Below are 25046 nucleotides of genomic sequence, written 5' to 3' on the forward strand. Positions count from 1 at the left end.
TTCTATTTTAGCCTTACTGCCTTTGCCTCAAACATATTCATGAGGGTTCCTTTGAGATTGTTGTCATCTACTTTGCTAAGGTCGATGTTGACATCATACCCTTGGGTAGAGAAGTAAATTGTAATTTTTCCGTCGCCTTCTTCAATCGTGGTCGGAATCTTCTCTTTGTTGTCTCCGGTGGGCATTTCTAACTCTCCTTTCAGTTTGCCGTCTTTGCGGCTCAACTCAGTTGCAAATTTAGCATCACCGTTGGGTGTACCTACTACCAAAATCTCCCATTTCCCCACAAAAAAGTCAGTGGCAGGCTTATCAGTTTGTGCAAATCCTTGAAGGACTACCCCAACCACAAATGCGAGAGCGAATACAATTGATTTTTTCATTGGATTGATTTGTTAAATTGATTTTTAAGTTGGATTCGAGACAGGTTATACCGGTTTTAGTGATTCATAGACAACTTTCCTCAAGTTATTCTTTCACTCTTTTGGCATTTGCTTCAAAACTCATGAGTGCCCCTTTGAGCGTGTTGTTGTCTATTTTATCTAAATCAATCGAAATCTCTCCTCCTTGGGAAGACTCAAAATAGATGACCAATTTTTTATCGCTTTCTTCAATTTTAGTAATAGGGCGTTTGGTGTCATCTGTTACCAATTCACCTGTGAGTTTGCCGTCTTTTCGTGTCAAGTTGGTCTTAAATACAATATCACCACGCGGTGTACCTGCTACGGCAATCTCCCATTTGCCGGCATAAAAATCTGCGGAAGCCGTGGACTGTGAAAATCCATTAAAGACGACACTAAAAAATAGTGTAAGCGTAATAACAAGTAGCTTTTTCATTTGTCAACATTTGTTTTTGTAACTATTTCAAGGCAAAATTAGCAAAAACTTTTTTATTGTATAATAATTATACAATAAAAATTTATAAATTTACTAACCTCTGTTCGAGTCACAAATTCATTGATTACAAATACGTTATGGCTTTCTCACGGTCAATAACTCAGAATAGAGAGCAGTCCCACATTTTTTAAGAAGTCGATAGAAAAAATAATTTTGCATTTACTTTGGTCTTCAACACACCATTAGAGGCCTGTTGAGACAAGACACTACTTTATGAAAAATCCTAGCCAACAAAATTATATCTCCCAAGTATCAATAGACTGTGTCATTTTTGGGTATCACGAACGTCAGCTTAAGGTTTTGATTCCAAAGCTCAATTTTAAAGGTGACTTTTGGGCCTTACCGGCCGGATTTGTGTATCAAGATGAAGATATAGACCGCGCTGCCAAGCGGATTTTACAAGAACGAACTAGCATTAAAGACATTTACTTAGAGCAATTTCATGTATTTGGTAACGCTAGCCGTAACAACAAGGCTTTTTTAGATCAATTAATCGCTAGTAACCCTCATATCGTAGTTTCAAAAAACGACAATCAGCGGGAATATGAATGGTTTACCCAGCGATTTATTTCGATTGGCTACTATGCTTTAGTAGATATAAACAAAGTGATTCCCCAGAAAATAGATTTGGATCACTCTATCGAGTGGTACAATGTGCATTCTTTGCCTCCGATGATTATGGACCATAGCGAAATTGTGGCAAAAGCCCTGACAGCCCTACGGACTGATCTCAATGAAAAAATCAATGCCTTCAATTTACTACCCGAAAAATTTACGATGAAAGAAGTACAAGAACTTTACGAAACCATCTTCGACAGGCCGTTTGTACGTACCAATTTCCAGAAAATGATTCTTGAATTAAATGTATTAGAACGCCTCGAAAAGAAATTTACGGGTGCGGCCAACAAAGCGCCTTACTTGTACCGATTCAAAGTCAAAGATGATATAGGCTAGTGGCTTTACTTTACTTCTCTAAAACCGATACCTGAGCTTTGATGTCTTCAAACGAAATATCAAAATGAGACGCATCGAAGATACTTTCGCCCTTGTGAATGATAAGCGCTTGAGGAGATTCGTGCCATACTCCAAACTCCTCCGCTACTTGATTGGAGATAGAACGATTGGCAATCAAATCCAAAAAATAAGGTTTGAGCGTACCCACTTCTCCTTGTTTCCAATTCCGCTCTAAACGCCCAAGAGTGGCCGAACTAATAGAGCAACGAGTGCTGTGTTTATAAATCAAAATCGGGTGTTCAAAAGACTCTTGCTTGATTTCTTCTAATGCCGTAGCGTTGGTAATCTGATGCCAATTCATTTTGTCAATTCTTTTATAATGATTCTTAGAGGAGGAATAAATGTTATTTTTTAGGAGTAAAAGCTCATTTTTAGCGCAATCCCCCTTAGCTTTGCCAACAAAACACAACCTATTCCAAAATTGTTCGCTTTTTTATATACGCTTTTCATTCGGCTTTCTTACGGGTTAGCACAGGTGGCTGCCCTTTTCCATCCCAAAACCCAAAAATGGGTCAAAGGACAACAAAACATTTGGAAATCTTTAGCCAAAAGCGATGCTTTTCCCCAAAAAGACACCTCTCGTTCTTCACTTTGCATCTGGTTTCACTCAGCTTCGTTAGGCGAATTTGAGCAAGGAAGGCCCGTCATCGAAGCTTGCCGAAAATTATATCCTAACGCCAAAATCGTCCTGACCTTTTTTTCGCCTTCGGGATACGAACACCGCCAAAATTACGATCAAGTAGATATTATAACCTATTTACCACTTGATACTCCTACCAACGTCTCCCGTTTTTTAGATATTGTACGGCCTGATATTGCTTTGTTTATTAAATACGAATTTTGGTATCATTACTTATCCGAACTCAAAAAAAGACAAGTTCCAGCCCTACTTTTTTCGGCTATATTTCGCCCCAATCAGCTGTTTTTTAAATCTTATGGGGGTTTTTATCGAAAGCTTCTTTTTTGTTTAGATACCATTTTAGTGCAAAATCAAGCCTCAGCCCAATTGCTCCAACAGATTCACTATCCAAACGTCATAATTGCCGGTGACACCCGCCTCGACCGCGTCGTACAAATCGCCTCACAAGCCCGTAACTACCCTCTCATTAAGGCATTTAAAGGAGACAGTCCCTTAATGATAGTAGGCTCCGCTTGGCCCGACGACCTTGATGTGATTATTCCGTTTATTAATCAATTTAGGAAGCCCCTCAAAGTCGTTGTTGCACCTCATGAAATCAATGCTGAACAAATAAAAAAATACCAGCAGCAACTACAAGTACCTACGGCCACCTATCTTGAGCAATTGCCCCAAGGGCATATTTCTCCTGAGACCTGCGTTTTGTTTCTTGATACTGTCGGGATGCTTTCTGCCATGTATCGTTATGCTGATTTTGTGTTTGTGGGGGGAGCTTTCAAAGATGGCCTGCACAATACCATGGAGCCGGCGGTGTTTGGAATGCCTATTTTTTTTGGTCAACCTTACTTTAAAAAGTTCCAAGAAGCCTTGGATTTGCTACGTTTGGGCGGGGCTATTACAGTAAAAAATACTCAAGAATTCGAGAAAACTTTCACAGAACTGTATGATGACTTAACTTTGCGGCGCAAAAAAGGCGAAATTTGCCGCATTTATGTACACCAAAACAGTGGCGCTACCGAAAAAGTAATGCAGCAAATAAGTCAGATTTTAAATAAAAAGATTTTACGCTAGTCTCTAAAACCAAACCCCTGCTTTAATCGTAATTTATATAAAAGCCTTTTGATTGCGACAAATATCATTTTTTGTGAGTAAAATTTCAGGCTTTTGGGATTATTAACAAAAACAGGATAAGCCAATCGCTCATCCCATACATATGCAAACATCCGATCAAACTCATTGGCTTGCCCGCCTCCAAAACAAATGGGGCTTGAAAAACACTTGGCAAGTAATCGCAGTCTTACTGACTTTCACTTTTGCAGGCTCTTCCGTAGTATGGTTCCGAAAAGGGTTATTTTATCTTCTCGGCTATGACGAAACTACCCCTTTCTGGCTCAAAACCGTCACTTATCTTATCTTCATTTTCCCAACCTACCAAACGCTTCTGCTTCTTTATGGTTTTTTGTTTGGTCAGTTTAGTTTCTTTTGGGAAAAAGAAAAAAAGATGATTGCGTGGATTAAAAACAAAATCAATGGCAAAAAAGCCGTTGTGGGAGAAAAAGCTTAGTAAACCACACAGGGCATATTGGTAGATTTTCAGATATACTCAATAGCATTTTGAGTATATTTGTGCCGGCTTATTTATTCGTCAATGTCCTCTAAACGGTACATAGTGCTTTCTCTTTTAGTGCTTATCAGTTTCAAATCGCTGGTGGTACCGTTTATTTATTTGGATTTTGAATTGCGCAAAGAATACATCATCCAAAACCTCTGCCAAAATCGCTTCAATCCCCAATTACACTGCGATGGTAAATGCTACTTGGCCAAGCAGCTCAAAAAAGTAGCCCAAGAACACGCCCGCGACGCGGCTCAAAAACAAAGCGAAAGCACCAAAAAACTTCTCCTAGAAATATTTGAAATTCTTCCTCCTGAGCTTCATCTTGAGAAAGTATTTCACGAAAAGACATTGATTTTTTTTTATTTTCACTCCTCTATCCAAAAAGGCTTTACTTTAACACCTCTCATGCCTCCTGTTGCCTAGTGTATCTATCTCAGACAGAGTTTTTTAGTCAACAATTTTTGTTTCAACTAGGCAATCCACATTTCAATGAAAATCCAGTCATTGCTTATAGCAGTAGCTATAAGTATCGCTTCTTGTCAAACCCAAGAACAAAAACAAATCGACACCCTCGAAAAAGAGGTAATGATGATTCATGATGCTGTCATGCCCAAAATGGGCGAATTGGTAGCTTTGCAAAGCACCCTCAGCAAGCACATTGCTTATACTGACAGTCTTCTCAAAATCACCCCCAGTGATACCTCTCTCCAAAATACCCTGAAGCAATCTACCATGCTTGCTACTGACCTCAAAAAGGCCGATGATGGTATGATGAATTGGATGCACCAATACAAAGGTGATTCGCTCAAAAAGCTTCCTCCAAAAGAGGCTATCCAAGCACTTACCAACGAAAAAATAAAAATCGAACAAGTAAGCGACGATATGTTGAAAAGTATTGAAGACGCTCAACAATTATTAAAAAAGCAGTGAAGAATACCCAAAAAGCGGTGATTGTTTCGCAATTAGTCTCAGATTTATAAGAGGCTTTTTGTACATTTGAGTGCATTGATATTCAAAAATCAGTACAAGGCTGTCTCAAAAGTCTAGTAGTACCAAATTATCTTCGGTGTCTATTCAACCTCACCCCCTAAATCCCCCTCTCCTTTCAGTAGAGGGGGACTTTTAAAGCCCTTCTCCTGGCAGGAGAAGGGTTGGGATGAGGTTAAAACCAAAGAATATTTTGTGCCCTGTTACTTTTGAGACAGCCTTATTTTATCCATCACAACACTAAAAGCAATTTATTCATGAAAATCAGCCGTAAATCAGCCATCCACACCCTCACGGGAAGCTTACTCTCCATTCCTTTTGTGGGAATGTCGCGCAGTCGCAAAGACCTTCAAAATTTTAGTCAAGAGTTTTCAAGCGCATGGAAACGCTCATTAGATTATACTGTCACTGTTTTTAATCAAATGCCAGAAGAGCATTTGGACTATAAATACACGCCTGAGTCCTTCTCATTTCGTACCCAATTTGTGCATTGCATTGTGTTTTCTTCTCTTCAGTTTGCGGGTCGATTGGAAATCAAAAATCCTTATGAAAACAAAAAAGATTGGAACAAACTCACCAAAGCTCAGTTGGCTGACGAAATCAAAGGATTTTATGCATGGGTCGAAAAGGTAGCTAGTGAAGTTTCTCCCGAACGCCTTGCCAAAGAGGAGGCTTTTGCGGGCGGAAAACTCCAAGTATGGCAATTTTTTTATGCCATGGAAAACCACATCATTCACCATCGAGGCCAAGCTATCTGCTATCTCCGCCTAAAGGGAATCACGCCCGAAGGCTACGTGGGTTGGTAACCTAAACATAATTTCAAATTCATCAATTGAAGGGGATCATTATTTAGTTTTGTAAAGCAACTAGTTTAATAAATGTAAAATGACGAAAGTACTTTTCTTGGTGCAAGGGGAGGGACGTGGGCATTTGACCCAAGCCATTTCGATGAGTCAGCTACTACGCGAGGCTGGGCATGAGGTAGTAGCCGTATTGGTGGGAGGTCCACAAGACCGCCCCGTTCCTGCTTTTTTTCAAGACCAAATCAACGCTCCCGTAGAGGCTTTTGCCAGTCCTAATCTCGTTTTTAGCGGCGCTGGCAAAGTAGATTTCACCAAAACCGTAGTACATCATTTACCCCACATCGGGCGTTTTTTAGGAAGTTTGAAACAAATAGACACGGCCATTCAACGCTATCAGCCTGAGCTTATTCTCAATTTTTACGAAATTTTATGCGGATTTTATAACCTCTTTTATCGTCCTTCTATTCCTACGTTTTGTATTGGGCATCAGTATCTTTTTTTTCATCCTGATTTTAAGTTTCCCCCGCAAAAAAAATTAGACCGTTTTTTAGTCAATCTTAATACAAGGTTTACGGCCATAGGAGCAAAAAAACGCCTGGCACTATCGTTTGATGCGCTGCCCGACCAGCCATCTAAGGAGCTTTGGGTGGTTTCTCCCTTACTCCGTCGGGATATTCGGACGTTGACGGTAGACCAAAAAGCTTTTATTTTAATTTATCTCAATCATCCCTCTTTGTTTTCACAGATTCAAGAGTGGCATCGACAAAACCCCGATGTTGAAATACATTGTTTTTGGAGCAAACCCGATGCTCCCCCAGAAGAAAAAGTCAGCCCTAATCTGACCTTACATAAACTCGACGGGGTGAAGTTTTTAGAAATGATGTCACAGTGTAAAGCCCTTGTGACCACGGCGGGATTTGAATCGGTATGTGAAGCAATGTATCTGGACAAACCCGTGATGGTAGTTCCGATTCATTATGAGCAAGCCTGCAATGCCGCTGATACTGAGCGCGTAGGCGGAGGCGTCGCTGCGGCGGCTTTCGACCTTTCAGTTCTGATGAAATACTTACCTCATCATCGGCCTGTAGGAAATAATTTTAGAAAATGGTGCGGAGAAGGGGAAAAGAAATGGCTAAAACACTTTGAACTTTAACAAAAACCACCTACCTGCCTATCGCGAGTAGGTGGTTAGTTTTTTTAGCGACGACGGCGGCGATTACCATCTCCGCGAGGTCCGCGTTTTTGGCGCTCAGAAGCTTGCCATTCTTGGTACTTTTTGTACTGTTCTTCACTCAAAACACCCTTCATGCTCGTCTGAAATTTTTCATTAACTCCTTTCATACTACTGCGCATTGCTTCGCGGTCTCCCGCATTGGCTTCCCTGATTTTAAGGGCTTCTTGGGTGCGCGCCAATTCCAAATCATAGATTTTTTTGGTGGTAGCATCATCAAGCGTCAATGCTTGTTTCAAATCTGCCGAAACGCGCTCTGCACGTTTTTCGGGATTCATCTGACCACGCTGGGCAAAGGTTGTAAATTGAGCACCAATAGCCAAAGCTACTACCAACAGGGTGCGAATCATTTGTGTTTTTTTCATGGTTTTCTGTTTACCGCCTCAGCGGCTGTTTTTTGTTTCGTAAGCTTTGATGTAGAAGTCATACGAAGGTTTAATGCTGCTCTTATTTTTAATTAGAACGAAGGCTTACGCAAATTTCCATTTAAGACATTGAATGTCAGTCAAATCCTTATGAAGGTTTGAAATCTTTACATGGGTTTTAACAAATTAGCTATTTGATTGCTTTAGCATTTAAGTTTTGGTCAAACAAATTCTTCGCAAAATAGTTGAATCCAAAAACACTTAATTATACACTCACCCCATGAACTTGACCCCTCAAGACCTTGACCGCATCGTACAAATGGCGTGGGAAGACCGTACTCCTTTTGAGGCTATAAAAGCCCAATTTGGGTTGGCGGAGAAAGATGTTATCGCGCTGATGCGTCAAGAGATGAAGCGTAGTAGTTTTGAAATGTGGCGCAAACGAATGAACGGACGCAACACAAAGCACCGCTCTTTGCGAGCCCTTGATATAGAGCGATTTCATTGTTCGCAACAGCGTAGCATTAGTGCCAACAAAATCGCTAAACGCGGATAAACCAACACATTCAATTTGGATATACGTACTTTTGCGGGGATTGATTACGGCGCCAAAACATCTGGAAATACCGTAATTTGCTATCATGATGGCCAATATCTCCTTTTTTTTGATGCTCTCAAAAAAGACGCGGATTCATTCATTTTTGAGTGGATGCATCAAAACCCATTGGTTTCAAACCTTTTTTTGGATGCGCCTCTTTCCTTACCTGCTGTCTATTTTCAGCGTGCGGGTTTTGTCAATTATCACTATCGCCAATGCGACCTTGCCTTAAAAGCTATGTCGCCCCTATTTTTGGGAGGATTGACAGCGCGCGCCATGGAATTAACCCAAAAATTGAGTTCGGCTCTGAATATCAAAACCTATGAAGTTTACCCAAAAGCACTGGCTCAATTGTGGCTAGGAAATAGCTATCACAAAAAACTTTCGGTTTTTGAAATGGAGCAATTATGTGAAATTTTAATCCAAAAACACCCTTCTTTGTCTTTAGCACATCTTCCTCATAATCAGCACCAATTCGATGCTTTTCTGGCTTGGTTGTCGGGTTATCGCTTTGTGAACGAGCAGCACCTGACTTTTGGGGAGACCGATGAGGGCCTTATTATTGTTTGATATGAAAAACGTAAAAAAAGAGAATTTACCTCAAAAGGTATGTACCGTTTGTGGTAGGCCTTTTGTGTGGCGCAAAAAATGGGAAAAAGTCTGGGAAGAAGTAAAATATTGTAGCGAACGCTGTCGCCAAAATCGGGCAAGTGTAGGGAAAACGATTTGAGCGCTGTTTACGATAAACAACGCCCAAACCGATTTACCCCCATACTAACGCATAATGAGTCTTGTCTGAGCAGGAGAAGTATCGGCCTCTTGCAGCTGAATACTTAAGGAATTGGTAGAGTTTGTAGCACGATCAATCGCCAACGTAATCGTGTGTACACCTTGTGGCAATTCGGTCACAATCCCGTATTGTCCTATTTTCAAAGGTTTAGTCCCTGCCCATGCGCTCACGCCATCAGTCGAATTGAAAGAAAAGTTCACATTTCCTTTGTTGAGTACTTCAATGTCGAACTTCACAAAACTGTATTTTTTGGTCGCATTTACTTCCACAATCGGCAGTTCATTCAAGGGCAAATCTCCTGCCACTTTGCTGTAACCTGGCAACAAAGAAAGTTTGGCATTGTCTTTAGCCACATAATTTACGCCTTCTTCTTTGAGTTTGCGAGTTAGTTCTTTGGCGGCAAAGACAGTTTCCCAATGACGAACAAAGCGGGTGTTGGGTACACGAAACTTACCCGATTCTCCTAGTTTTGAAAGAAAACTAACAAGGTTGATAAAATCTTGCTTGTCCAAATCGGCAGTAAGTCCTGCGGGCATGAGCGAGCCCGGCACTTTTTCCATTAGTTCCATTTGGCTTTTTGGAATCGATACTTTTTTACCCAATACATCACGAATCACTACCTCCGATGTCCCTTCGCTCACTAAGTAGCCCATCATTTCACTACCGTCTTTTTTCACAACTCGCTTCAAGTCGTATCCTTCTTTGATAGATTCGTTAGGTGCCAAAATCGAACGGATAATTGTCTCTACGGGCGAGCTAGTCCCCAAACTGCTCAAATCAGGCCCAATAGCACCACCCGCGCCACCGATAGCATGACAAGATTGGCAATTGGTCGAAGTTTTACGAAATATCAATTCCCCTTTTTCGGGGTCGCCCGATTCCTTAATCGTTTTGGCCAAAGATGCCAACTCCTGCTTGTTGAGTTCTTGCGGCATACGCTCCGGAGGCAGTGTACCACCCGAAGCCTCCAACCCTTGCTTGAGAAGTACGACTTCTGCGTCTTTTTGGCGGTTAGCATTCACCTGCCGTTGCACTATTCGACGTCCTACTTTGGCAAACTCTTCAGGAATTTTTTGATTTGACAAGGTCTCACCCAAGGCTTTCATGGCTTGTTTGTTAGCCACAAAAGCCTGAAATAAATCAGACACATCGGTACCAGCGGGTAAGTTTCTCAAAACCCCTACTCCTACTTGTGCGGCTTCATTGGCATCTGTAGAGACCAATTGCGCAGCGGCCAAGAGTCGCAGCTCAGGCGTATTTTTTGCGGTGGTCATTTCAAGCAGCATCGCTTTGGCATTTGGATTCATGTTGGCTAATGAAGCCAATGCTGTCTTCTTGATATTTTTTTCACCAGTTTGTACCAAAGTCGTCAGTTGCGGTTTCAAATCTTCCAATTTCCACAACCCAATCAGTCGAATAGCACTTAGGGCCACTGCTTCGTCTGAATGATTGATGAAAGTAGCAATGCGGCTAAGATTTTGAGTGGGTTTTATTTGCCGCTGTTTTACGGCATCTTCAAGGCCTGCGAGCTGTGCCAGCAGGATTGAACTATTGGGGGTTTTGGTGGCTTTATCAAGCAATATTTCGATTTCTATGTCCCCTCCTCTTTTGGCCACCACTCCAATCACATCCTTTTCGTAGCTTTCGGGTACTTTATTTTGGGCATATAACTGTGCCAAACGTGCGGTAGCTTCGGGGCTATTTACCGACTTGAGGGCATAAACTGTTTTTTTATCATCTCCCAAAAACGAAGGTTCAGTTTTTACGCGCTTAGCCCAAGCAGGTTCAAGTTCGCGGACGGTCTGCCAAAGAGCAAAATCCAAAAATTCGTCCATTGGGGCATCCAATACCGTCAGTGCTGCGCGAGCAGATTCGGCCGTGGGAAGTTTTCTTAAAGCAATCACTGCTTCTAAGCGCACTTGTGCATGAGGGTCAGCCACGGCTTTGGCCAACAAAGCTTCTGGCTTCGAAATTTTATTGTACCAAAATCCAAGCGCACGAAGGCCCGCTGCCCGCGCTTGATGATTTTTGGCATTAAGCAAGCTCAAAAGCAGTTTTTCGTTGACTACGTCCAGAGATTGATATACCCACAGTGCTTCCAACAACTGATGTTCATAATTAGCATCTTGCGGGTTAAGTCCAGCTACCCATTTTTCGAGAGAAGGCACTACTTTGGCCGCGCCATGTCCCTTAAGTACTTGTTTGGCTTGTCCACGCGTCCAATCTTCGGGCGATTTGAGTGCGCTCAACAGTTCGTCGATTGAAGCTTTCGATAATTTAGGCGTTTTGAGCAAGGGGCGGTTTTTGGCTGTAATGCGCCAAATACGGCCATGTTGTTGGTCGCGACGAGGGTCATAAAAATCCACTTCTCCGTGTTGGATGATAGGATTATACCAATCTGCCACGTAAATAGCCCCATCAGGCCCTACCGAAATATCTACGGGACGAAAGGCCACGTGATCGGTCCAGAGTAGGTCTTCGGCTTGTTTAGATACATACCCGCTGCCCTGCTCTTCTAGCCTAAATCGATTGACCCGATTGGCGCGGAAGTCGTTTGTAATCAAGCTTCCTGCCCATGCTTCTGGCAAATGTCGCCCCGATACAATATCCAGGCCACAATGTTTGGGCTGCCCCGGGTTCAACCCCCGAATGATTCTTTCGGCCTTAGGGGCGGTTACAAAAGTAGCGCCCGGAAAAGCAAAATTGATACCTTCTCCGCCCGCTCCGTCGGTAAGGAATGATTGTCCCCAACGGTCAAAAATCAGCCCCCAAGGATTGATAAGGCCACGTGCATAAATATCCAAATCAAGAGTCTGAGGATTGAGCTGCCATACGCCTCCCCCTTCTAGCCGTTTGATGCCAGAAGGCGTTTCGATGTGGCTATAGATATAAATCGATTGGTTGAAATAAAGTCGGCTTTCGGGTCCCCACCGAAATGTATGGATTAAATGGTGCGTATCGCCTGTCCCAAATCCCGTTAGTACTTGTTGCCGTTTGTCGGCTTTCCCATCGCCGTCGGTATCGGAAAGAAAAAGAATTTCGGTAGAGTTGGCCACATATACCCCACCATCACCTGGCAAAATCCCCGTTGGCGTCAACAACCCTTCCGCAAAAATGGTTGACTTGTCGGCTTTGCCATCGCCGTTGGTATCTTCAAGGACATAAATCTTATCGTTGGCGACATCACCCGTTTTCAAATGAGGATAAGTGGTACTACTTACTACCCACAAGCGCCCGTCGGCGTCCCAATTCATCTGAATTGGCTTCACCAACATCGGCTCGGCGGCAAAGAGCGTCACTTCCAAACCTTCCGCCGTTTTGAAAGAATCAAGCTCTTTTTGTGGGTCGGGATTCTCTTTTCGATCATCAGGATTGACTGAAGAGGTAATCAAAAACATGAGCGGAATGCTAATGACTTTGGCACACAGTTTCAAAAATTTGGTAGATATTGTCAAGGTATTTTTTGTCATTCCAGTAAAATCTTTTATCAAATCAATCAATTTTTCACTTCAAAAGTATCAATCCATAGGTATGAGGCTGAGGAACGCGCACCAACGAAACCTGACTTTCTATCCATCTGATAATGTGGCTTAAATCTTCCAATCCTTGCACATGACGGCCTTGTTCGTATTTTCTAAATCCAATGATATAAGTACGATTCAAAGGGCGATATTGTTGGAAAAATAAACCGTTTTTTTGGACAATCAACTCTCGCAATTTCTGGGCTTGTTCTAGCGAAGGTGTATGCTTAATTACTATCCCCTTCTCCCATTCCTTGGCTGAGGCAGCCATCACCTGCACACTATCAATAGTCAACGCATAAATACCTTTTTTTAAACCAGTTATTTTTACGGTCAATGCTTTATCGTCTTTCTGAAAAGCAGGAAGAGGCAAAGGCAAAATAGGTTCTGCGACCCCAAAACTCAGGCTACCTTGTTTGGCATCCCAACTGCCTTTTTGCACAGGTACCTTAGTTTCAACTCCATTTTTAGTCAAATTGATTTCTAGCAAATGAGAACGTTCTGCATATCCAAGTCCTTTTTCGAGAGCTACCGCCAAATGATAATATCCTAGCTCGTTGAGATGCACGTTGTTGTCGGAAATGCGTTCTTTTTTACTGATTTCTTGAAGAGGTTTGAATACATCCACGTACTTAGCGTTGCGCTTGGCAGCAGTAGTAGCGATTGTAGAAGCATATAGTTCAAGATTCGTATTGCGTTGAGCTAGTTTTTCGGGAGAAGGCGCCCCAAACTGCGGAATTGGCGACAACAAAACTGCCTTAGCTCCCAATTCTTGGATTTTGTCTAACAATTTGTTTAAACCTTCCGTAAATCGTGGCAATCCAGCCTCCCCTTCTTGCGATTCAATCCCACCATAAGCCACTATCACTACAGTAGGGTTGGCCTTGGTGAGTTGTTCCATCAACAATTCATAGGGAGTGGGCGGATTGGTATAATAGCTGCGCGCATCCCCCCACACAGTATCGCCAATCCAACCGATATTTCGGAAAGTAATGTTTTTGGCAGGCCACCTGCTTGTAAGCGCGAATTCTAGATACCCAAAAGGCAAATCATTCTCAAAAAGTGAGTTTCCCACAAAAACCACTCGGTCGCCTTCCTGAAGCTCTAGTAGTTCAGTGGCACGATTTTGGGAAAATAATGAGACAGAGAAAAGGAGAAATAAGAGGCATGCAAAAGCAGCAAAAACTTTGTCGGTGCTTAAGGAGTTTTGTTTTGAAGTTATCACAATCTAATAATTATCAAAAATTTAAGAGATTAACAAATAAGCCGTTTGTAATACTTTCATGAAAAGACAACATACCATGAATTCTCACCATTTTCCTAAAGTATTGAGGTTGTTATCCCAACGATAGCATGATGCTAAAACAATCTTCTTTATTTCATGTTTTTTTACCAACTACGAAGTTTATCCCTCAATTTGCGTTATTATCAGAATCTTTTGGAGAGTTGCCTACTTTTTGCATCATTTTTGCGTTAACTTTATACGTAACTTTGGAAAAAGTGGGATTCCAATCTAACACCAGCCAAAACATTACTATATGAGAACCCAAACCCTTTCCGTACTGCTGGAGCGCATTGGTGAGTACAAACGGAAGTTTTATCTAAATCAACTCGTCAAAGGTGTCATTTTTGCCGTAGCTTTTGTGCTATCGGCTTATCTATTTGTCAATACACTAGAGTACTTTGGACGCTTTAGTTCTACGGTACGAGCCACGTTATTTTTCGGTTTTTTAGGCATTTTAGGTTATGCCGTTGTTCGGTGGGTAGTGATTCCCTTGATACATTTGTACGGATTACGCAAATCCATCACTGATGAAGAAGCAGCCACTCAGATTGGCAGTTTTTTTCCAGAGGTAGGTGATAAACTTATCAATACCCTTCAACTACGAAATTTATCGGGCACACAAACAGATCTCATTGAGGCCAGCATTCAGCAAAAATCAAGCCAATTGATGATTGTGCGGTTTTCGGATGCCATCAAAATCGACCAAAATCGCCGCTATCTCAAATACGCCGCTTATCCCTTAGCGGCGATTGCAATGGTGCTCTTGATCAATCCTCGCTTTTTTGCAAGCAGCTCAGACCGTATTATTCATTTTGAAAAAGAATATACCGATGCGCCATTTACATTCAAACTCGAAAATCCTAACCTGAAAGCCTTTCGCAATGAAGACTTCAAACTGGAGCTGTCGCTAGCAGGTGGAGCGCTTCCAGAAGCGGTGTATGTGGTGCACAACAAAGCCAAATTTAAACTCGACCCCGAAAGCGCCGATTCTTATTCGTATACATTCAAAAATGTTCAGCGCCCTATTGAGTTTTATTTTGAAGCTGCTGGCTATAAATCAAGCACGTACACACTTACTTTGGCCGAACGCCCCAGTCTCTTGTCTTTTGATGTAACCCTACGCTACCCAGCCTATTTGGGAAAACCTGCCGAACAGCTGAGTAATGTAGGAAATTTGACCGTACCCGAAGGGACTGTTATTAGTTGGGATTTTAATACCAATGCCACCAAAGAAATGGCACTCCTATTTGAAGGCGACAAAAATCTATATCCTGCCGAAAGTAAGCTTACAGGAGGTTATGAATTCCAAAAAAGTGCCAGACGCTCAGGAAACTACGAGATAAAACTCAAAAACGAAGAATCAGGAAATCGCGAAAAAATCAGCTATTTCCTCAATGTCATCAATGACAAATATCCAACCCTTACCCTCGAAAACTACCAAGACACCACCTTGTACAATTATTTTGTGTTAGGCGGAAATATTGCTGACGATTACGGCTTTTCAAATTTACGGGTGTTTTATAACCTCCGCCGAAAAGGAGATAAAACCGACGAGAAAAAAGTCGTTTATAAGGGCTTTGGTATTCCCTTCAACAAATCCACAACCAATCAGACTTTTTACTTCCAATGGTACGTGGATAGCCTTCGTCTTACTCCCGGCGACCGCATCGAATACTATGTACAAGTATGGGACAACGACGGCATCAATGGACCAAAATCAGCCAAATCACGCATGATAGATTTTGCGGTGCCGTCTAAAGAAGAAGTAAGGGCCGAAGCCGAAAAGTCTGCGGAGAAAACGGCATCTCAAATCAATAAAACCCTCCAAAAAGCCAAAACTTTGCAGAAAGAATTGGAAAAACTAGACCAACGTCTCAAAACCGACCGCGATTTAGATTTCCAAGACAAAAAACAAATAGAGGATTTGCTTAAAAAGCGGGATGAGCTCATGAACGACATGAAGAGTATGCAAGAGCAAGCTCAATCGGCCCAAGAAAAACAAGACCGTTTTGCGGAGCAAAGCCCCGAAATGAAACAAAAAATGGAGCAATTGCAGAAATTGATGAAGGAGTTGCTCGACCCCGAAACTCAAAAGCTATATGAGCAACTCGAAAAACTCCTCCAACAGCAACAGCAGGATGAGAAAATACAGGAGTTGATGAACAAACTCAAAAACAAAGAATTCAATGCCCAAAAAGAAATCGAAAAGGCATTGGAGATGTTTAAGCAACTTCAGCTTCAACAAAAAGCCGAGCAAATTCAGAAGGATTTGAAAGAAATGGCTGATAAAGAAGAAAAACTCGCCGAAAAAACCGAACAACTCGCCAAAGAGCAAGAAAAGGAACAGAAAGGTAAAGATTCTGAAAATAAAGACCAGAAAAACAACCAAGATAAAAAAGGCAAAGAGCAAGACAACAAAGACCAAAAAGACGGTAAAGACCAAGACAAAAAAGACCAAAAAGGAAACGAACAGCAAGACAAAAACGCTCAGCAAGAAGAACTCAAGAAAGAGCAAGAAGAGCTAAACAAAGAGTTTGAAGAAACAAAAAAAGACATTGAAGAACTCGAAAAACTCAATGAGCAGCTGGACAATAAGCAGGAAATGGACACCGGCAAAGAGCAACAGCAGGAGGTGGACAAGCAGCAAGAAAATAGCTCAAAACAACTAGAACAAAAGCAAAACAAAAACGCATCTCAATCGCAGAAAAAAGCAGCAAAGTCGATGCGCCAAATGGCTCAGCAAATGCAAGAGTCGATGGAAAGTGCCGAAATGGAAGAAATGAGCGAAAACATGGACGACCTGCGCGATATCCTCGAAAACCTGATTCATTTGTCGTTTGACCAAGAGCGCGTGATGAAGGACTTTAGAGGAGTTAATCTACAAGACCCGCGCTTTGTCAAACTTGCCCAAGAACAGCTCAAACTGCAAGATGATGCCAAGGTGATTGAAGATAGTCTGTATGCACTAGCGAAGCGTGTGATGCAAATTCAAACGTTTGTAACGAGAGAATTGAACGACATGAAGTTTCACATGAATGAAAGCACGCGCTATATCCGCGAGCGCCGCCTCAACATGGCCACTAGCAAACAGCAATTTGCGATGACTTCTATCAACAACCTATCGCTCATGCTAAGTCAAACCTTGGAACAAATGCAAGCTGCTATGATGGCAATGAGTAGCCCTGGACAAGGCAAGAAAAAGGGCGGTAAAAAGCAAGGTCAGAGTTTAGGAGAATTGCAGCAACAACTCAATAAACGTATCAACGAAATCCAGAAAGGACAGGGCCAAAAAGGAGGTATGGGTGGCCGACAAATGTCGGAACAACTTGCCCAAATGGCCGCTGAACAAGCCCGAATCAGACAGATGCTCAAAGAACTGATGGACTCTCAAAAAGGCACTGAAGGTGGCAAAAAAGTAGGCAATGAGGTCAAAGATTTGATAGAGAAAATGGACGAAACCGAAACCGATTTGGTCAACAAGCGCGTAGATCCCAATCTTCTCAAACGTCAACAAGACATCATCACGCGTTTGTTGGAATCCGAAAAAGCGTTGCGACAACAAGAAGAAGATACCCAACGCAAAGCCGAAACCGCCAAACCTCAACCACGCACACCACCTGCCGCTTTTGAGCAGTATGTCAAAGACAAGCAGCGACAAACGGAATTGTTGCGTACAGTTCCGCCTAGTTTTGCACCTTTTTATAAGCGCGAAGCGGACAGCTATTTCAAAAAATCAAGCGAAAAATAACCACTCAAGTTTTCTCAATCAGGTAGCCGACGAACCGTCAGCTACCTGATTTTGTTTTGGTACAATTAACAATCACCAAGTTCAAATACAAACCAATCACCCTGCTTTTGTTAGGCAGGATATAGAGACACAATGTTTTCAAAAGAAGAAATTGATTTTATACAACAGCACCTTCATACGGAGACCAGCCCACTCTTTCTAAAACACGGGAAAGACAAAGAAACCCTAATCAAACAGATTGAAGCCCGCCAAAAATCACGCACCAAATTGCCTGAATGGTATGCCAATCCTGACGTGATATTTCCTCCTGCGCTATCAGTTGAGCAAAGTTCTTCTGAGACTACCGCCCGCTACAAAGCATCTCTTATCTCAGACGGCACCCTCATCGACGCAACCGGTGGTATGGGGATTGATAGTTATTTTTTCAGTAAACAATGTGAAGCTGTCATTTATATTGAACAAAACGAAACTTTGGTAGCGCGTGCTCTCCATAATTTTGCCGTTTTGAAAGCCACAAATATTCGCTGCGTACATCAAAATTCTATTGATTTTTTGGAGAAATTTCCTCAAGAAGTAGACTGCATTTACCTCGACCCAGCGCGCCGTAGTGCCGACCAAAAGCGCGTCGTGAGCCTCCCCGATTGCGAACCCGACGTTACCAAGCATTTAGCATTGTTGTTAAAGAAAGCTCGACATATATTGCTCAAGGCATCGCCGCTACTTGATCTTAAGCAGACCATCCAGACGCTGCCTTTTATTCACACAGTACACGTAGTAGCCGTTGATAATGAGTGCAAAGAACTACTGTTTGAGATAAGCGATTGTGTTGTGTCACCAAACATAATTGTAAAAACTATCAATCTCAAATCAGATAACACCCATCAGTATTTTGAGTTTGATTGGGCACAGGAAGCCCACACTCCAGTATCATTGAGTCCTCCCCTTCGCTATATTTATGAACCCAACGCCGCCATTTTAAAAAGCGGTGCTTTTAAATCAATCGCTCATTCGCTCAATATTTCCAAAATCGCGCCTCATAGCCATATATACACTTCGCCAGAATTGGTTCTTGATTTTCCGGGACGTAGCTTTGCGCTTGAAACCATCTTAAAAGCTGATTTAAAGACACTTAGAGAACACTTACCTGATCTCAAAGCAAATCTTACCGTACGGAATTTTCCAGCTACTACCGACGAACTTCGCAAAAAACTAAAGTTAAAAGACGGGGGTGATGTATATTTGCTGGCCACAACCCTTCTCAACGGAGACAAAAGGCTTTTGAAATGCCGTAAAGTTTGAGAAGAGCCATGCTTTAGTTTGGTGCATGGCTTTTTATTCATCACAATTAATCCAAATCGATTATGTTTTTTGAACGTATTCCCGACAAAGAATATCCTAAAGAGCCTGAATCACGTGTCATTATCCGATTTCAGGACTGTGACCCACTTCAGCACCTCAACAACGCCAAATACTTTGATTATTATTTCAACGCCCGCGAAGATCAAGTAGCCAAATTGTACGAGTTTAATTTTGGAAGACTTTTCAGAGAGCTCGGTCAAAGCTGGGTCGTGTATCAGCATCAAATCGCCTACGTAAGGCCAGCGATGGTAAGCGAATGGGTCAGGATTACTTCACGTCTTATTTTTTTTAATGAAGATACCATCGTCACCGAATATTTCATGACCGATGATAGCCGAACTCAGTTGAAAAATGTGCTGTGGGTTACTTCCAAATACATCGATGTTCGCTCAGGGCAACGCGTAGTACACCCTCCTACGGTGATGGATTATTTGGCCGCCACTTGTTTATCTGACGTAGATTTTCATCACTGGAATTTCAATGAGCGTATCCGCGAAATCAAGCGAAGTCTTACTAGCCATAAAACTGAATAAGTTTATAATTTCCTATGGTTAGTGTATCATTAAGCAATATTTTGGTTCTCAACTCCTTCCCATGAAGTGGTTAAAAGATTTTTTCTTCATAATTGAATATTACCTTATCCGCATTCACTGGCTAAGCTTAGATGTAGTAGCTGGTGCCATGCTGACCCACGTAGTAGCCTCTCGCCTACCCGATGGTCAGGGAGAGGTCTCTTGGGCTTCCACGGTATTGGTAGGCATCAGTGTGTTTTTTATTTATGTAGCAGATCGTTTGATTGACAATCACAAAGGCACTACTCCTACCACAGCTCGGCACAAATTTCACGCCCAACACGAAGCCATCCTACTCAAAGTAATGATGGGACTAGGCGTGGTAGGATTGATTTGTTTGTTCTGGCTTCCTTTCAAAGTCATCATGCTTGGAATCGGCTTGATAGTAGTAGTAAGCGTTTATCTAAAAGTAATTCAGAAAATCTCTCCTACCGATACTTTTCAGTTGTTTAAAGAGCCGATGGTTGCTATAATATACACCATTGGAGTTTGGGGGTCGGCGATTTTGGGCCAAGAACACACCTCTTGGGAAGAGACTTCATTTATGGTTTTACTGGGGATTATAGCTTTCCAAAACCTACTTTTATTTTCATGGTTTGAGTCTTTTGACTTAGAGGAAGGCTATTCTTTGGCTATTGCATGGGGCACAGATACAGTGAGTCAAATCATCAACATCCTGACTATCTTAGTAGTAATTGGAGCTTTAGTAATCTTATTTCTAACCACTCACCGTTATAGTATCAGGACCTCGGTAGCAGTCATTTCGATGAGTCTCAGTTTGTACTTTTTAAAGAAACATCATTCTCAATTTTTAGGTCATGAGCGTTACCGTTGGGCAGGAGATGGCATCTTTTTTTATATGCTTTGGCTTCTTTAAAATTACTACAAAATTGACCTCTTCTGCTATTTTTGTTTCTTTTTTATCGAAGGTTTTATGGTTGTTTTAGGTTTGCTTTCTTTTTTTTCTGGCACATATTTAGAAAGCACGGGTTCGGCATTTCGCCGTTTACGAAGTAGCAGAAAGCCCAATAAACACGATAAACAAAACATCAGCAACCAATAACTCTCTTGAAACGATACACGTCGAAACTCCATGACCCAAAGGATAAAGAAGCCCAACGACGCCCAACCTGCCATACTTTCAACAATAGGAGTTTTCATATATTTGGTATGATTAAGGTATCAAAGGTACAAGGTTTATTAAATAAGAAATAATTCTCAAGCAATATGATTGAATATCGCCAAAAATTTGTATAATTTTGCAAAATTTTTCTTCAAAACCAATCCTATCAAGCTTCACCAAAGCCTATGAGTAAACTACGGATTTTGTATGTAGCCAGCGAGATAAATCCCTTTCTCCAAATCACAGAGGTAGCCGACTACGTAAGAAAACTTCCCCAAGCTATGCAAGAGCGGGGCATGGAAATCAGAATATTAGTACCTCGTTTTGGACTCATCAATGAGCGCAAAAATCGCCTCCACGAGGTTGTTCGTCTATCGGGCATTAATATTTCGGTCGGTGACGATGAAAAACCTCTGGTAATCAAGGTAGCTTCTATCCCAAGCGCCAAATTGCAAGTTTATTTTATTGACAACGAAGACTATTTTCATCGCAAGTCCGTTTTCTTAGATAAGGACAATAACTTTTTTGATGATAACGACGAACGCGCTATCTTTTTTTGCAAAGGTGTGCTCGAAACTGTCAAAAAATTAGGATGGGCTCCCGACATTGTACATTGTAATGATTGGATGACCGCCCTCATTCCTCTTTATTTGAAAACCACTTACAAAAATGATCCTATGTTTAAGGATACAAAGTGTGTTTTTACTGTCTATAACAACGCCTTCAACTTTAAGTTTGAAGAAGGGATTATGGACAAAGCCAAAGCCATGGACGTTAGTGATGAAGCTTTAGCTCATCTACGCTCGGCTGATTTTGAAGGATTTATCAAAATTGGTTGTGCCTACGCCGACGCCGTTGTAAAAGCTGATGATGATTTTAGTGAAAGTTTAAACAAAATTTTTGATGAATTGCCCGAACGCAAGTTGGAACTGGTCGAAGAAGACGCAAATTTTACAGAAGCTTATTACAACTTATACAATGAACTGGCAGGCTAAAGCTGCCCTCTTTCTGGTCACTGTTTTCACCATTTCTTTGACCGCCTGCGAAGCTCCTAAGGAAATCGGGCTTCCGCCCGAGGTAATTGCAGAAGTGCAATTTACGGATACGCTTACGGTCAAAACAAGCACTGTTTTGCTTGATTCGGTTCGTACCAATAGCGCAACGCAGTTGTTGTTGGGGAGTTATCGGGATCCTATCTTTGGCCGCGTCACAGCTCAGCCCTATTTCGAGCTCGGAAATAGAATTGATTTCAATGCCGATGGTAGTACGACGACGTATGTGTACGATTCGCTTACTTTAGATTTGGCCTACTTTTATTACTACGGTGATACTTTACAGCCATTTCAGATGAATCTTCACCGCCTTACCGATACGCTGATTACAGGCAAAACCTACTATAACAATAGTACCATGCCTTATGAAGCGACTCCTATTGCTACGCTAACCATAGACCCTAAGCCCGCCACTAATAATACTTTCAAATTTAAGTTACCTGATGCTTTGGGGAAACAGATTTTTGATTTAAGTGGCAAACCCGACGCAAGCTCGGCTTCTAAGTTTGTTCAAACTTTTAAAGGCTTTACGCTCGTTCCTTCCAACAATAGTAGCATGGTTATGGGCTTGCCATCATCTTCTGGTATTTCACTCAACTTGTATGTGCATATCACTGGAGATACGGTAGGTAAAGTACAAGCTATTCCACTCCTAAAAAGATTCAACCATGTACAGGCCAATCGCCAAGGAACGGAATTAGCAAAACTACAGCCTCTCAAACCTCTGAGTGCTGCCGAAACGGGAGGACTCAATTACGTACAAGATGCGTTGGGAATTGTGACGAAGGTAGAGTTTCCGTACTTGCCAAAATTATTTGCTGACGGGCGAGTAGCTATCAATAGGGCGGAGCTCAACATCGTACCTGAGCAGCCTCAAGGTAGGTTTTTCTTACCTACAGGTCTTACTATGGCCGAAACAGACCAAACAAATCGTTTACTACGGTCGGTAGGTGGCACAGAGCTACTGCTGCCTGTTGATGGAAGTACATTCCAATCTTATATTCTCCCTCAAGTATCTGTTTACAATGATAAGTTCCGAAATTATAATTTCGTTTTGACTACTTACTTGCAAGCGGTATCGATTGGATTTAAGAAAAGTACGGGACTTTTGTTGATGCCAGTTAGCTCTACCTCTTCTTTGGTATCCCTATCTCAGCCACTCTCAATTTATTATCCTTATCTCAACAATCGACTGGAGAGATTAACAATTAATCCCACTCGTGAAAACGTAAAACTTTATATATTTTATACCACTACTAAATAAGTATAATTTTCGTTTTTCAAATAAATAAAAAGCTCGTAAGGGATTCCTTACGAGCTTTTTATTTTTGTAATATTTCTGTATTTTTCGAAAAATAAAGGATTAATCGTTGTACAAAACCAAGTTTTTAAAAAAGTTTAATCTCCCCAAAGTGTTGATAATATTTTTTAAAAAATAGGTTTCTGTTTCAGAAAGCATTTAATAATAGACCCGATTATTCTACTAATTCTAAATAATAAAAAGGCTTTTCAAAAAATTACCCTATTTTTTTTCAACTATTTGACTCACCTTAAAATCTAAGAAAATGTGCGGAATTGTGGCATACGTAGGGCATCAAGAGGCGTGTCCAATCATCCTTAAAGGACTCAAAAGACTCGAATATCGCGGATATGATAGCGCCGGTATCGCATTGCTCAATCATGGCGACCTTTGTATCTATAAGAAAAAAGGAAAAGTAAAGGCACTTGAAGCTGAGCTTATCAGCAAAGACCTAACCGCAACTGTGGGTATGGGGCATACTCGCTGGGCTACCCACGGTGAGCCAAACGATGTCAATGCTCACCCCCATTATTCATTTCACAAAAAACTCGCCATCATTCACAACGGAATCATTGAGAATTATGCGGCACTCAAACAAAATCTCCTTAGAAAAGGCCACTACTTCAGCTCAGAAACTGACTCTGAGGTGTTGGTTCATTTCATTGAAGATATTCAGCAGGAGACCCAGTGTAGCCTCGAAGAAGCCGTACGATTGGCATTGCAAGAAATCGTGGGAGCGTACGCTATCGTAGTGATGTCAGAAGATGCTCCTACTCAGCTTATCGCTGCCCGTAAAAGTAGCCCTTTGGTGATTGGCGTAGGCGAGGGCGAGTTTTTTTGTGCCTCCGACGCTTCTCCTATCATCGAATATACCAAAGATGTTATTTATTTGGACGACAATCAGATTGCCCTCATCAGAAACGGAGAATTGAAGGTAGTAAATCTTGACAATGAGAGACAAGTACCTTATATCCAAAAATTAGAACTCGAACTTGAAGCTATCGAAAAGGGAGGGTATGAGCACTTTATGCTCAAAGAGATTTTTGAACAACCCCGTTCGATAGCCGATAGCATGAGAGGGCGACTCCACAGCGACGAAGGGCTTTTGCAGTTAGGAGGTTTACAGGGGTATATGGATAAGCTCGCCCAAGCCAAACGGATTGTAATCGTAGGCTGTGGGACTTCTTGGCATGCAGGACTTGTGGCTGAATATATTTTTGAAGAATTGGCGCGTATCCCTGTCGAGGTCGAATACGCTTCTGAGTTTCGATATAGAAATCCAATTATCCACTCAGATGACTTCGTAGTGGCTATTTCTCAATCAGGGGAGACGGCTGATACCTTGGCAGCAATTCAGCTCGCTAAAAGCAAAGGAGCTACTATTTTTGGGGTATGCAATGTAGTAGGGTCTTCCATTGCGCGAGAAACACACGCAGGGGCCTACACCCATGCGGGTCCCGAAATCGGTGTAGCAAGTACCAAGGCTTTTACCGCCCAAGTAACAGTTCTTACTTTGATGGCTATTGCAGTAGCTCATAGACGAGGAAGTATTTCTGATGAGCTTTATAGAGAGCTTCTGGTAGCGTTAGAAAGCATCCCAAGCAAAGTACAACAAGTACTGAAAGCTGCTGATAAGGTCAAGGAAATCGCGTACATCTTTACTTATGCGCGCAATTTTATTTATCTAGGTAGAGGGCTTAATTTTCCAGTGGCGTTGGAAGGAGCTCTCAAACTCAAAGAAATTTCGTACATCCACGCCGAGGGCTATCCTGCCGCCGAAATGAAACACGGCCCTATTGCCCTAATTGATGAAGACATGCCCGTGGTTTTTATCGCAACCAAAGACAGTTCTTATGAAAAAATCGTATCTAATATCCAAGAAGTAAAAGCGCGTAAAGGTCGGGTAATAGCCATTGTTACGGAAGGCGACACCTTGATTCCAAGCATGGTAGATTTTGTAATAGAAATCCCTCAAACCCACGAAATCTTAATGCCTTTACTGTCGTCGATACCGCTCCAATTATTATCATACTATATAGCTGTCATGCGAAGACGCAATGTAGACCAACCCCGTAATCTCGCAAAATCTGTAACGGTAGAATAAAATCATAGGCGCTATTTCGGAGGATTGTTCGTTATTAACAAAAAAACA

24 protein-coding genes are annotated in these 25046 nt (G+C 41.8%); 17 read left to right on the forward strand and 7 right to left on the reverse strand.

What is annotated here, in order from left to right; translation table 11 throughout:
- Positions 1-2: 2 nt before the first annotated feature.
- Positions 3-380, reverse strand: coding sequence for a hypothetical protein (locus tag G563_RS0120395; protein WP_028666939.1), 378 nt, complete (start codon positions 378-380; stop codon positions 3-5).
- An 85-nt stretch (positions 381-465) separates the two neighbouring features.
- Entirely contained in the window at positions 466-834 is a 369-nt protein-coding gene (locus G563_RS0120400) for a hypothetical protein (protein WP_028666940.1), read from the reverse strand.
- 273 nt (positions 835-1107) lie between these two features.
- Between G563_RS0120400 and G563_RS0120405 the strand changes: the two genes are divergently transcribed.
- Positions 1108-1848 (forward strand): NUDIX hydrolase, encoded by a 741-nt coding sequence (locus tag G563_RS0120405; RefSeq protein WP_028666941.1) that lies wholly within the window; start codon positions 1108-1110, stop codon positions 1846-1848.
- 10 nt (positions 1849-1858) lie between these two features.
- Here G563_RS0120405 and ytxJ read toward each other — a convergent pair whose 3' ends face one another.
- Positions 1859-2209, reverse strand: a complete 351-nt coding sequence (ytxJ, locus tag G563_RS0120410) for a bacillithiol system redox-active protein YtxJ (RefSeq protein WP_028666942.1) — start codon at positions 2207-2209, stop codon at positions 1859-1861.
- A 120-nt stretch (positions 2210-2329) separates the two neighbouring features.
- On the opposite strand from ytxJ, the gene G563_RS0120415 reads away from it, so the two are divergent.
- The 6 genes from G563_RS0120415 to G563_RS35415 all read left to right on the forward strand — a co-directional run bounded on the left by G563_RS0120415 (position 2330) and on the right by G563_RS35415 (position 7103).
- Entirely contained in the window at positions 2330-3616 is a 1287-nt protein-coding gene (locus tag G563_RS0120415; RefSeq protein WP_028666943.1) for a 3-deoxy-D-manno-octulosonic acid transferase, read from the forward strand.
- 142 nt (positions 3617-3758) lie between these two features.
- Positions 3759-4109, forward strand: coding sequence for a DUF6787 family protein (locus G563_RS0120425; protein WP_028666944.1), 351 nt, complete (start codon positions 3759-3761; stop codon positions 4107-4109).
- Between the two features lie 105 nt (positions 4110-4214).
- A complete protein-coding gene (locus G563_RS37155) occupies positions 4215-4583 on the forward strand; it encodes a hypothetical protein (RefSeq protein WP_169579793.1) in 369 nt (122 codons plus the stop codon).
- Between the two features lie 66 nt (positions 4584-4649).
- Positions 4650-5090: a hypothetical protein gene (locus G563_RS0120435; protein ID WP_028666945.1), complete on the forward strand. Its 441-nt coding sequence runs from the start codon at positions 4650-4652 to the stop codon at positions 5088-5090.
- Positions 5091-5404: 314 nt separating this feature from the next.
- Positions 5405-5953, forward strand: coding sequence for a DinB family protein (locus G563_RS0120440; protein WP_051211097.1), 549 nt, complete (start codon positions 5405-5407; stop codon positions 5951-5953).
- A gap of 79 nt (positions 5954-6032) precedes the next feature.
- Positions 6033-7103, forward strand: coding sequence for a glycosyltransferase family protein (locus G563_RS35415; protein WP_037327594.1), 1071 nt, complete (start codon positions 6033-6035; stop codon positions 7101-7103).
- 44 nt (positions 7104-7147) lie between these two features.
- Here the strand turns inward: G563_RS35415 and G563_RS37160 are convergent, their stop codons facing one another.
- The gene (locus G563_RS37160) at positions 7148-7546 is read right to left on the reverse strand and encodes a DUF4890 domain-containing protein (RefSeq protein ID WP_051211098.1); all 399 of its coding nucleotides are present in this window, start codon (positions 7544-7546) and stop codon (positions 7148-7150) included.
- 280 nt (positions 7547-7826) lie between these two features.
- On the opposite strand from G563_RS37160, the gene G563_RS0120455 reads away from it, so the two are divergent.
- The 3 genes from G563_RS0120455 to G563_RS37735 are packed head-to-tail and all read left to right on the forward strand — an operon-like array spanning position 7827 to position 8874.
- A complete protein-coding gene (locus tag G563_RS0120455) occupies positions 7827-8102 on the forward strand; it encodes a TIGR03643 family protein (protein WP_028666947.1) in 276 nt (91 codons plus the stop codon).
- 15 nt (positions 8103-8117) lie between these two features.
- Positions 8118-8714, forward strand: coding sequence for a DUF429 domain-containing protein (locus tag G563_RS0120460; RefSeq protein WP_028666948.1), 597 nt, complete (start codon positions 8118-8120; stop codon positions 8712-8714).
- A 1-nt stretch (position 8715) separates the two neighbouring features.
- Positions 8716-8874, forward strand: a complete 159-nt coding sequence (locus tag G563_RS37735) for a DUF2256 domain-containing protein (RefSeq protein ID WP_084650926.1) — start codon at positions 8716-8718, stop codon at positions 8872-8874.
- Positions 8875-8918: 44 nt separating this feature from the next.
- On the opposite strand, the gene G563_RS0120470 is transcribed toward G563_RS37735, so the two are convergent.
- The gene (locus G563_RS0120470) at positions 8919-12404 is read right to left on the reverse strand and encodes a PVC-type heme-binding CxxCH protein (RefSeq protein WP_084650931.1); all 3486 of its coding nucleotides are present in this window, start codon (positions 12402-12404) and stop codon (positions 8919-8921) included.
- Positions 12405-12438: 34 nt separating this feature from the next.
- The gene (locus G563_RS0120475) at positions 12439-13680 is read right to left on the reverse strand and encodes a GDSL-type esterase/lipase family protein (RefSeq protein WP_229598541.1); all 1242 of its coding nucleotides are present in this window, start codon (positions 13678-13680) and stop codon (positions 12439-12441) included.
- A 313-nt stretch (positions 13681-13993) separates the two neighbouring features.
- Between G563_RS0120475 and G563_RS0120485 the strand changes: the two genes are divergently transcribed.
- The 4 genes from G563_RS0120485 (at position 13994) to G563_RS0120500 (ending at position 20296) form a co-directional block, all read left to right on the forward strand.
- On the forward strand, positions 13994-17488 hold the full coding sequence (locus G563_RS0120485; RefSeq protein WP_028666952.1) for a DUF4175 family protein: 3495 nt from the start codon (positions 13994-13996) through the stop codon (positions 17486-17488).
- 132 nt (positions 17489-17620) lie between these two features.
- Entirely contained in the window at positions 17621-18787 is a 1167-nt protein-coding gene (locus tag G563_RS0120490) for a class I SAM-dependent methyltransferase (protein ID WP_028666953.1), read from the forward strand.
- Between the two features lie 62 nt (positions 18788-18849).
- Complete coding sequence (locus G563_RS0120495) at positions 18850-19380, forward strand: acyl-CoA thioesterase (RefSeq protein ID WP_037327597.1); 531 nt, start codon at positions 18850-18852, stop codon at positions 19378-19380.
- Positions 19381-19441: 61 nt separating this feature from the next.
- Positions 19442-20296, forward strand: a complete 855-nt coding sequence (locus G563_RS0120500) for a hypothetical protein (protein WP_028666955.1) — start codon at positions 19442-19444, stop codon at positions 20294-20296.
- A gap of 26 nt (positions 20297-20322) precedes the next feature.
- On the opposite strand, the gene G563_RS35425 is transcribed toward G563_RS0120500, so the two are convergent.
- Positions 20323-20580, reverse strand: a complete 258-nt coding sequence (locus tag G563_RS35425) for a hypothetical protein (protein WP_037327600.1) — start codon at positions 20578-20580, stop codon at positions 20323-20325.
- Between the two features lie 147 nt (positions 20581-20727).
- On the opposite strand from G563_RS35425, the gene G563_RS0120515 reads away from it, so the two are divergent.
- From G563_RS0120515 to glmS, 3 genes are all read left to right on the forward strand, one after another.
- The gene (locus G563_RS0120515) at positions 20728-21537 is read left to right on the forward strand and encodes a glycogen/starch synthase (protein ID WP_028666956.1); all 810 of its coding nucleotides are present in this window, start codon (positions 20728-20730) and stop codon (positions 21535-21537) included.
- Positions 21521-22858, forward strand: coding sequence for a DUF4270 family protein (locus G563_RS0120520; protein ID WP_028666957.1), 1338 nt, complete (start codon positions 21521-21523; stop codon positions 22856-22858). Before G563_RS0120515 ends, G563_RS0120520 begins: the two co-directional genes overlap by 17 nt.
- Before the next feature lie 301 nt (positions 22859-23159).
- Positions 23160-24998: a glutamine--fructose-6-phosphate transaminase (isomerizing) gene (gene glmS / locus G563_RS0120530; RefSeq protein ID WP_028666958.1), complete on the forward strand. Its 1839-nt coding sequence runs from the start codon at positions 23160-23162 to the stop codon at positions 24996-24998.
- Positions 24999-25046 lie beyond the last annotated feature (48 nt).

Origin of the sequence: Runella zeae DSM 19591 (assembly GCF_000423565.1) — a bacterium.
Classification (GTDB): Bacteria; Bacteroidota; Bacteroidia; order Cytophagales; family Spirosomataceae; genus Runella; species Runella zeae.

Excerpts from the sequence above, each read along its gene's own strand:
- G563_RS37735 (WP_084650926.1), top strand. The coding sequence starts at position 8,716 with ATGAAAAACGTAAAAAAAGAGAATTTACCTCAAAAGGTATGTACCGTT.
- glmS (WP_028666958.1), top strand. The coding sequence starts at position 23,160 with ATGTGCGGAATTGTGGCATACGTAGGGCATCAAGAGGCGTGTCCAATC.
- G563_RS35425 (WP_037327600.1), bottom strand. The coding sequence starts at position 20,580 with ATGAAAACTCCTATTGTTGAAAGTATGGCAGGTTGGGCGTCGTTGGGC.
- G563_RS37160 (WP_051211098.1), bottom strand. The coding sequence starts at position 7,546 with ATGAAAAAAACACAAATGATTCGCACCCTGTTGGTAGTAGCTTTGGCT.
- G563_RS0120515 (WP_028666956.1), top strand. The coding sequence starts at position 20,728 with ATGAGTAAACTACGGATTTTGTATGTAGCCAGCGAGATAAATCCCTTT.
- G563_RS0120520 (WP_028666957.1), top strand. The coding sequence starts at position 21,521 with ATGAACTGGCAGGCTAAAGCTGCCCTCTTTCTGGTCACTGTTTTCACC.
- G563_RS0120400 (WP_028666940.1), bottom strand. The coding sequence starts at position 834 with ATGAAAAAGCTACTTGTTATTACGCTTACACTATTTTTTAGTGTCGTC.
- G563_RS0120440 (WP_051211097.1), top strand. The coding sequence starts at position 5,405 with ATGAAAATCAGCCGTAAATCAGCCATCCACACCCTCACGGGAAGCTTA.
- G563_RS0120500 (WP_028666955.1), top strand. The coding sequence starts at position 19,442 with ATGAAGTGGTTAAAAGATTTTTTCTTCATAATTGAATATTACCTTATC.
- G563_RS0120490 (WP_028666953.1), top strand. The coding sequence starts at position 17,621 with ATGTTTTCAAAAGAAGAAATTGATTTTATACAACAGCACCTTCATACG.
- G563_RS0120485 (WP_028666952.1), top strand. The coding sequence starts at position 13,994 with ATGAGAACCCAAACCCTTTCCGTACTGCTGGAGCGCATTGGTGAGTAC.
- G563_RS0120435 (WP_028666945.1), top strand. The coding sequence starts at position 4,650 with ATGAAAATCCAGTCATTGCTTATAGCAGTAGCTATAAGTATCGCTTCT.
- G563_RS0120495 (WP_037327597.1), top strand. The coding sequence starts at position 18,850 with ATGTTTTTTGAACGTATTCCCGACAAAGAATATCCTAAAGAGCCTGAA.
- G563_RS0120425 (WP_028666944.1), top strand. The coding sequence starts at position 3,759 with ATGCAAACATCCGATCAAACTCATTGGCTTGCCCGCCTCCAAAACAAA.
- G563_RS0120470 (WP_084650931.1), bottom strand. The coding sequence starts at position 12,404 with ATGACAAAAAATACCTTGACAATATCTACCAAATTTTTGAAACTGTGT.
- G563_RS0120455 (WP_028666947.1), top strand. The coding sequence starts at position 7,827 with ATGAACTTGACCCCTCAAGACCTTGACCGCATCGTACAAATGGCGTGG.
- G563_RS0120395 (WP_028666939.1), bottom strand. The coding sequence starts at position 380 with ATGAAAAAATCAATTGTATTCGCTCTCGCATTTGTGGTTGGGGTAGTC.
- G563_RS0120405 (WP_028666941.1), top strand. The coding sequence starts at position 1,108 with ATGAAAAATCCTAGCCAACAAAATTATATCTCCCAAGTATCAATAGAC.
- G563_RS35415 (WP_037327594.1), top strand. The coding sequence starts at position 6,033 with ATGACGAAAGTACTTTTCTTGGTGCAAGGGGAGGGACGTGGGCATTTG.
- ytxJ (WP_028666942.1), bottom strand. The coding sequence starts at position 2,209 with ATGAATTGGCATCAGATTACCAACGCTACGGCATTAGAAGAAATCAAG.